Origin of the sequence: Microcoleus sp. B3-D2, from assembly GCF_036705345.1 — a bacterium.
In the GTDB taxonomy this organism is placed as follows: Bacteria; Cyanobacteriota; Cyanobacteriia; order Cyanobacteriales; family Microcoleaceae; genus Microcoleus.
Window position 1 is genome coordinate 1 of sequence record NZ_JAUBUG010000128.1, and the last position, 7,219, is coordinate 7,219.

Consider the following 7,219-nt stretch of genomic DNA (forward strand, 5'->3'; position numbering starts at 1 on the left):
TTTTTGACCCCACCCCAACCCTCCCCTTATCAAGGGGAGGGAGTAAGAAATTCACAAATGATTTAGGATGGCTATATCTACATCAACTTGTGCACTTACTTTAGATAGGTATCACTTCTAATACTTCCTTGTTATGAAGGATTCTGCAAATTAAAAATCATCAAGATAGCGATATTTTTTTATAGTTTTCTATCTTTAGGTGGATGAATTTAGCTTCCCTGTACTTAATATGACAAATTTATCTAATCATTCGTAGGTTGGGTGGAGCCAACCTAAAACCTTTCTGGCACCAACTATCACAAGGATTTATTAGGTTTTATTATCACCTTAACTACAGGATATCCTACACAACTAAGGGCATCTCTAAACTAGCTGCTGGGTTTTTTTTAAAAGAAAATTTCGATTTTATGAGCGAAATTACTACTTTTGATATTTAAAATTTTTAACTTAAAAATATTATGTCCCTCGGTAGATATTCTGGTAATGATGATTAAGTAAAATTAAATTACCTTCAAGGAAAAAATGACAACGTAACGCAGGGGTTAATCTTTTATGACTTATCCAGATCGATCGGACAGTCAACTCACTGAGCCTACAATCGTCAATCCGCTGGTGGATTACCACGACCAAGTGAGGTGGGGGCCAATTTTGGCAGGAATTGCGATCGCTCTGGGCACTCAACAGGGTTTAAGCGCTTTGGCAATGGCGCTCGGATTAAGCGCGGGTGCAACAGGTGCGGATGCAGGTTCCGTTGGTTTTGGGGTCGTAATTTTGTCGATTATCAGTTTGCTGATTTCCCTATTTTTAGGCGGTTGGGTGATGGCTCAAAGCTGCGGCCCTATGACTAAGAAAACAGCACTTTTGAATGCAGCAATTCTGTGGGGAACTACCTTAGCACTTAGTTCTTGGTTATTAGCAAGCGGGATATCGGGTGCTGTTGGCGCTGCCGCTGCTAATGCTGGAGAAATTGCCAATCAAGTACAACAACAGGGCGGTGTTAATATACCGAATCAAGCGCCGAATGTAGACTCAAATCAAGTTCGCGATATCGGTGGTAATACAGCTAAAGCTGCTTGGTCATTTCTACTTGGCTCTTTGCTGGGTTTGGCAGGGGCAATGATTGGTGCTGCTGTTGGCGCTCGCAAACCTCGCGTTTATGCTTGATTAGCGATAATAAAACCAGAAAATTCAACAAGCACAGCAGCGAGTCGAATTATTTTATACCCTTGGGATGGTAATTCATTCTTTCTTGGAGAAGATGAACGAGCTAAAAACCTTTTCTAAGGTTTTGGCATATAGATTTAAAAGGAGATAAAGCGATGCAAGAGCAGAGGATATGGCAAAAATATACAAGGTTAACAAGTTCGATCTTGTTAACGGCAACGGTTTTAGTTGCTCCCTCGTTCGCTGCTGATACAAATAAAACACAGATTCAAGGTGAATATTTGCTAGCGCAAGTACCGGATAGCTGTCGCCAGGTTATTGCGAGGAATGGTCTTAAGGTTCGGCGACAACCGACGGCTAACAGCGAAGTGATTGGCATCATCGATTCCGCGCGAAATGTGACGATTCAAAGTCTTGGTGAGAATGGACGAAGAGTGACGATTGAAAGTGTAGGAACGGATGGTTGGGTGCCGATTACAGTGCTTGTGAGAGGCTACGTCCCAAGTGAAAACCTGGCGTCTTGTAATTAATTGAAAAAACAGTCATGGATCACCAATCAAAGCCAAAAAAAGAAACTAATTCACAGCAAAAGTCTGGTTTGTTAAATTTCATTGCCGAGGCAACAGAATCTGCACTGAATACAGGCAAAGCGGTTGTTGACACAGCAGTTGATTGGGGGGAAGCTGCTGCTAAACAAACTTATCGATTGATTGGACAAGCGACGCAAGGAACCGGAGATGCGGTAACTTATGTTGGCAATCTTCCGTTTGTTAAACAAGTCGCAGGGGTACTCAGGCTTGATTGGTTAGTTGGGGTCAGCGATCGCATCGACTTAGCCAAAGCCGAAGCTCAAGTCAAGGAACTCCAACAAAAGTATCCCAATGAAGATCCCAGCGAAATTGCCCATCGCATTATGGTGGAAAAAGCGATCCACGCCGGTGGTGTCGGATTTGCTAGCAGCATTTTACCCGGTGTCGCGGCTGCACTGCTGGCGATCGATTTAGCCGCGACTACTGCGATTCAAACCGAAATGGTTTATGAAATTGCCGCCGCTTATGGGATGGATTTGCAACAGCCAGCCCGAAAAGGCGAGGTTTTGGCAATTTTTGGGTTAGCGCTAGGCGGTAGCAACGCCATGAGAGCTGGTTTGGGCTTTTTACGCAACGTACCGCTGGCTGGCGCGATGATTGGTGCGAGTACGAATGCTACGATGCTGTACGCGCTGGGATATGCGGCGCGCCAGTTTTACGAAGCCAAAGTGAGGGAAGAGACTGAAGAACCTGGAACCGAAACGCTGCAAGCGATCCAGCAACAAAGCGAGAAATATCTCAATGTTGCGATCGCGCAGCAAGCAGGGATGGATCAAATTATGGTTCACATGATTTTGGCAAGTTATCCCAACAAAAACTGGGAAGATATTCTGCCAGAATTGAAGGCATTGCAATTAAATCCCGATTCTCTCAAAAGGATTGCTGCTAACATCAAGTCCCCCAAACCATTGGGTGCATTGTTAGAGCAACTTAACCCCGACTTTGCAGTACCGCTATTAGCTCAATGCCGTCGCATTGCCGAAAGTAGCCCAGAGGTTTCCGAAGCAGAACAGAAGGTGCTGGATGCGATCGCACACAAACTCAACGGTCAAGATGTGGCTTCGATATCCACTTGAAAAAAATTGTTGGTGCGTTAGCTTTCTGCCTAACTCACCATCGCCAATATTTACTGTCGCTGTGTAAATCCTAAATTAGCCTCACGTTACAGTAATCTACAGCCTTAAGATAGAGTTTGACATGGCTAATTTTAATACTATCAATAACAACTGATGCAAGAGGAAGTTGTATGACAGCAGAAATATCCGGAGTCTGGGACAAGATTGAGAGCATGATCAATGACTTCATTGTCCTGCTGCCTAATATGATACTAGCGTTAATTGTTTTTGCAATCTTTTTCTTTGTTGGCCGGTCAATTAAGAGAGCGGTCAGGCGGCTTACCCGCAACCACCGCCAATCCCGGAACTTGGGACTGGTTTTGGGAAGGTTAGCGCAGGGTATTACTGTTCTGGTTGGTCTGTTTATTGCCTTGTCGATTGTAATTCCCACATTTAAAGCAGGCGATTTGGTGCAACTGCTGGGAATTAGCGGGGTAGCGATTGGTTTTGCTTTTCGCGATATCTTACAAAACTTCCTAGCTGGTATCCTAATTCTTTTGACGGAACCGTTCCAAATCGATGACCAGATTGTGTTTAAAAACTTTGAGGGAACGGTAGAAAGTATTGAAACTCGCGCTACAACAATCCGAACCTATGATGGTCGCCGGATTGTAATTCCCAATGCCGAATTGTTCACCAATTCTGTTATGGTGAATACCGCCTTTGATAAACGCCGGATGCAATACGACGTTGGTATCGGGTACGGCGATGATATTGACCGAGCCAAGCAGTTAATGATGGAAGCCATGCACAGCGTGGATGAGGTTTTGAAGGACCCTGCTCCTGACGTGCTGCTGATGGAACTTGCAGGAAGTACGGTCAATATCCGCGCTCGATGGTGGATTGCTCCGCCGCGACGAATGGACGATCTGCGATCGCGGGACAAGGTACTTTCTGCGATTAAGAAAAAGCTGACTGCCAACGGCATCGACTTGCCCTTTCCTACGCAGCAAATTTTGTTTCACGACCAAACCGAAGAGACGGATGGCGATCGCAAACGTCAACGCGAAGGATGGCCCGTTGGTAGTGGCGAAGTCGCCAAACCCCGCAGCATCAGCGGTTCTCTGCAAAAACTAATTGAACTGCGATCGCAACAAGACGGCAACGGACAATCTTAACCCCACCCCAACTCATGAAAAATGTCAAGTTAAGCAAACTTTGGGACTCGCTGCACTCTAGCTACTGGTTTATCCCAACGTTGATGGCGGTGGGGTCGATGATTTTAGCGATCGCAATGCTGACACTTGACCGCACGGGTAATGTACCAAACTGGAGGTGGATTTACACGGGTGGAGCCGATGGTGCGCGATCGGTTCTTTCATCGGTTGCCGGTTCAATGGTCAGCGTTGTTGCTACAGCTTTTTCCATTACTATTGTGGCGCTTCAGTTGGCGAGTTCAAATTTTGGTCCCCGATTGCTGCGTAATTTTATGCAGGATACGGGCAATCAAATCGTGCTTGGCACTTTCATTGGCACGTTTATTTACTGTTTACTCGTACTGCGAACCATTCATGCAGAAGGAGAAGGATACAGTCTCTTTGTACCCCAACTCTCGGTTACAGTTGCTACCGGATTGGCAATTGCCAGTATCGGCGTACTGATTTACTTTATCCATCACGCATCAACCATTATTCAAGCGTCCCATGTAATTACTCAAGTTAGTGGCGATTTAGACAAAGCTCTAGATCGTCTGTTTCCCGGAAAAATCGGAGAAGGTAAAGCGAACAACTCGCGACAAGTGGGAGAAATTCCTGCAAATTTTGACTCGGAAGCAAGTCCAATCAAAGCCACTGGCGAGGGTTATTTGCAAGCAATCGATGACGACGAATTAATGAAAATTGCCCGTCATTACAATCTGCTTGTACGTCTTACAACTCGACCGGGAAAGTTTATCGTCAAGGGCAGCGAGTTAGCAATGGTTTTCCCGAAAAAAGGGGTGAATCAAAGCCTGAACGAACAGATTAACGATGCTTTTATTCTGGGCCAAGAACGGACTGAATATCAAGATGTAAAATTTCCGATCGATCAATTAGTTGAAATTGCCTTGCGTGCGATTTCTCCTGGTATCAACGATCCGTTTACTGCGATTCGGTGTATCGATCGACTCAGCGCCGGATTATCCCGCCTCGCTCAAAGGGATTTTCCCTCGCCCTATCGCTACGACGATGAACAGAATTTGCGCGTCATTGTTGAAGGAGTGACATTTGAAGAGTTAGTTAATGCTGCCTTCAACCAAATTCGCCAGTACAGTAAATCAGATGTGGCGGTAACAATTCGTTTATTGGAAGCTATAGCTTGCATCGCCACTTACACCCGCAATTCCAAACAACGAGAAGCTTTACGCCGTCAGGCGGAGATGATTTTAAATAGTAGTCGCGAACAAATCTCTCAGGAGCAAGACCAGAAAGATGTGCAAGAGCGGTATCACCAAGTCATTAAAGCTTTAAAACAGGATTAATTTGGTTGAGCAGAATTATGGTAATAACAACAGCTTTACGATCGGCTCCTAATACTTTAGCTTTAAGCGCGCTGATTGCCATTGGTTTAGCGCTGACACATTTATTTTGCGGCAAGTTGCGGTTTGCTCCTATTCCTCGCAGTGGCTGGCTTTCAGCAGCAAGTGGGGTTTCGGTAGCTTATGTTTTTGTGCATATTTTACCGGAATTAAATCTGCACCAAGCGGTATTAGAGAAAGTAGAAGCAGGAGTTATTTCCTATCTAGAACACCACGTTTATTTAATAGCTTTGTTAGGATTGACTGTATTTTACGGCCTGGAGCAAATGGCAAATTTATCTCGTCAGCGTGGCGAAGAAGATGTGACCAGTCCTGCTGTTTTTTGGTTGCACATAGGCTCTTTTTCAATCTACAACGCTCTGATTGGCTATCTGCTGCTGCATCGGGAACAACCGGGCGTTACCAATCTGCTGTTGTTTTCTTGTGCAATGGCGCTGCACTTTGCAGTGAACGACTCTGGTTTGCGGGAACACCACAAGCATATTTATGACCGCATCGGACGCTGGATACTAGCAGCAGCTATTATTGTGGGGTGGGTGTTGGGTAGCGCGACTGAAATTGGAAAAACTACGATCGCAGTTTTATTTGCTTTTTTAGCCGGAGGAATTGTTCTCAACGTCCTCAAAGAAGAATTGCCAGAAGAACGAGAAAGTCAGTTTTGGGCATTTGCTCTTGGTGCTGGAATTTACACGGCTCTTTTATTGGCTTTGTAGAGGAATCAAAGGAAGCCAAAACGTTCAAGCTTAAAACCATTATAAGGAGCAAATCGTTCTTTCAGACGCCCTTGAAAATTACCGGGATAATTTTTCCTAGCACTGCTACCAACTGCCACGGTATTAACAGTCTTAGCTTTAGTCAAATTTCTCAGCGGTCAAGGTTTATTATTCGCATTCCTTGCTGCCAGTTAATTCTTAATTTATCTAGACATCCAACACAGCACAAACGAAGTCAAAACCCGGGTGATAGCTCACATGATTGCAGCAAGGAGTGGTTGGTTCACTTATCTAATTCTTGGGCCAGGATATCCGTCAATCGATTTTAGATTTTAGATTAAAGAATTGAAGCATTGACCCCACGGATAAATTCGGGGGCTTGTTTATGGGATACAGGTTTTTTATTTCTCCACGGATGAATCCGGGGGCTTGTATCCTGTATGCTTTCGGTCAGCGGAGACGGCGATAAGGAGCAAAGCTGGTTATTATTGATGGAATAATGCTAGTTAAAAAAAATAGCCCTCTATTCCCTTAGAAGCCTACGGCTATCGCTGGTTTCGAGTCAATCGCATCCTGGGGTAAAAAAGTTAATGTTGATGGGAACACTAGCGACTCTAACTATGAGGAATGTACTTAGTGAATTAGGTAAAAAACCCGTTTTATGGCCCCCATCCGTAAGTCCTATATATAATTTTTATGCGGGCATAAAAAATTTTCCTCTGAGGTAGGGCTGATGTTTCCAGTGTGGTTGCAGGCAGGATTTTGGGGTTTAGTGGGGGGTTCGGCGCTGCTACTGGGAGCGGCGGTGGGTTACTTTGTGAGCATTCCCCAGCGCGCGATCGCGACAATTATGGCTTTTGGCGCTGGTGTGCTGATTTCAGCGCTATCCTTTGAACTGATGGATGAAGCTTACAAGCTCGGCGGTTTCCACTCTACAGCGATCGGCTTTTTGGGGGGCGCTGCTGTCTACACAGCCGCCAATTGGTTTTTGAATCAACAGGGAGCAAAAGTGCGATTCGTTGAAACGTGAATCACGGTAATCAATCCGTACATAGCGTTTCCAGCCACAAGGCTGAACTCTCGGACTGATAAGGGTGCAAGTCCCTTCTGCCAGACTCAGGT

Annotated in this window: 7 protein-coding genes; all 7 read left to right on the forward strand. The window is 45.1% G+C overall.

Going from position 1 to position 7,219, the window contains the following annotated elements:
* The first annotated feature begins 552 nt into the window (after nucleotides 1-552).
* The 7 genes from QUB14_RS27555 (at nucleotide 553) to QUB14_RS27585 (ending at nucleotide 7,127) form a co-directional block, all read left to right on the forward strand.
* The gene (locus tag QUB14_RS27555) at nucleotides 553-1,164 is read left to right on the forward strand and encodes a hypothetical protein (RefSeq protein ID WP_333221293.1); all 612 of its coding nucleotides are present in this window, start codon (nucleotides 553-555) and stop codon (nucleotides 1,162-1,164) included.
* Nucleotides 1,165-1,370: 206 nt separating this feature from the next.
* A complete protein-coding gene (locus QUB14_RS27560) occupies nucleotides 1,371-1,694 on the forward strand; it encodes an SH3 domain-containing protein (protein ID WP_333221291.1) in 324 nt (107 codons plus the stop codon).
* Between the two features lie 14 nt (nucleotides 1,695-1,708).
* Nucleotides 1,709-2,830, forward strand: a complete 1,122-nt coding sequence (locus QUB14_RS27565) for a hypothetical protein (RefSeq protein WP_333221289.1) — start codon at nucleotides 1,709-1,711, stop codon at nucleotides 2,828-2,830.
* 170 nt (nucleotides 2,831-3,000) lie between these two features.
* Nucleotides 3,001-3,987 carry a mechanosensitive ion channel family protein gene (locus QUB14_RS27570; RefSeq protein ID WP_333221287.1) on the forward strand — a complete coding sequence of 329 codons (987 nt, stop codon included), beginning with the start codon at nucleotides 3,001-3,003 and terminating at the stop codon, nucleotides 3,985-3,987.
* A gap of 14 nt (nucleotides 3,988-4,001) precedes the next feature.
* Entirely contained in the window at nucleotides 4,002-5,327 is a 1,326-nt protein-coding gene (locus QUB14_RS27575) for a DUF2254 domain-containing protein (RefSeq protein ID WP_333221285.1), read from the forward strand.
* 17 nt (nucleotides 5,328-5,344) lie between these two features.
* Complete coding sequence (locus QUB14_RS27580; RefSeq protein ID WP_333221283.1) at nucleotides 5,345-6,097, forward strand: hypothetical protein; 753 nt, start codon at nucleotides 5,345-5,347, stop codon at nucleotides 6,095-6,097.
* A gap of 733 nt (nucleotides 6,098-6,830) precedes the next feature.
* Nucleotides 6,831-7,127: a hypothetical protein gene (locus QUB14_RS27585; RefSeq protein WP_333221281.1), complete on the forward strand. Its 297-nt coding sequence runs from the start codon at nucleotides 6,831-6,833 to the stop codon at nucleotides 7,125-7,127.
* Nucleotides 7,128-7,219 lie beyond the last annotated feature (92 nt).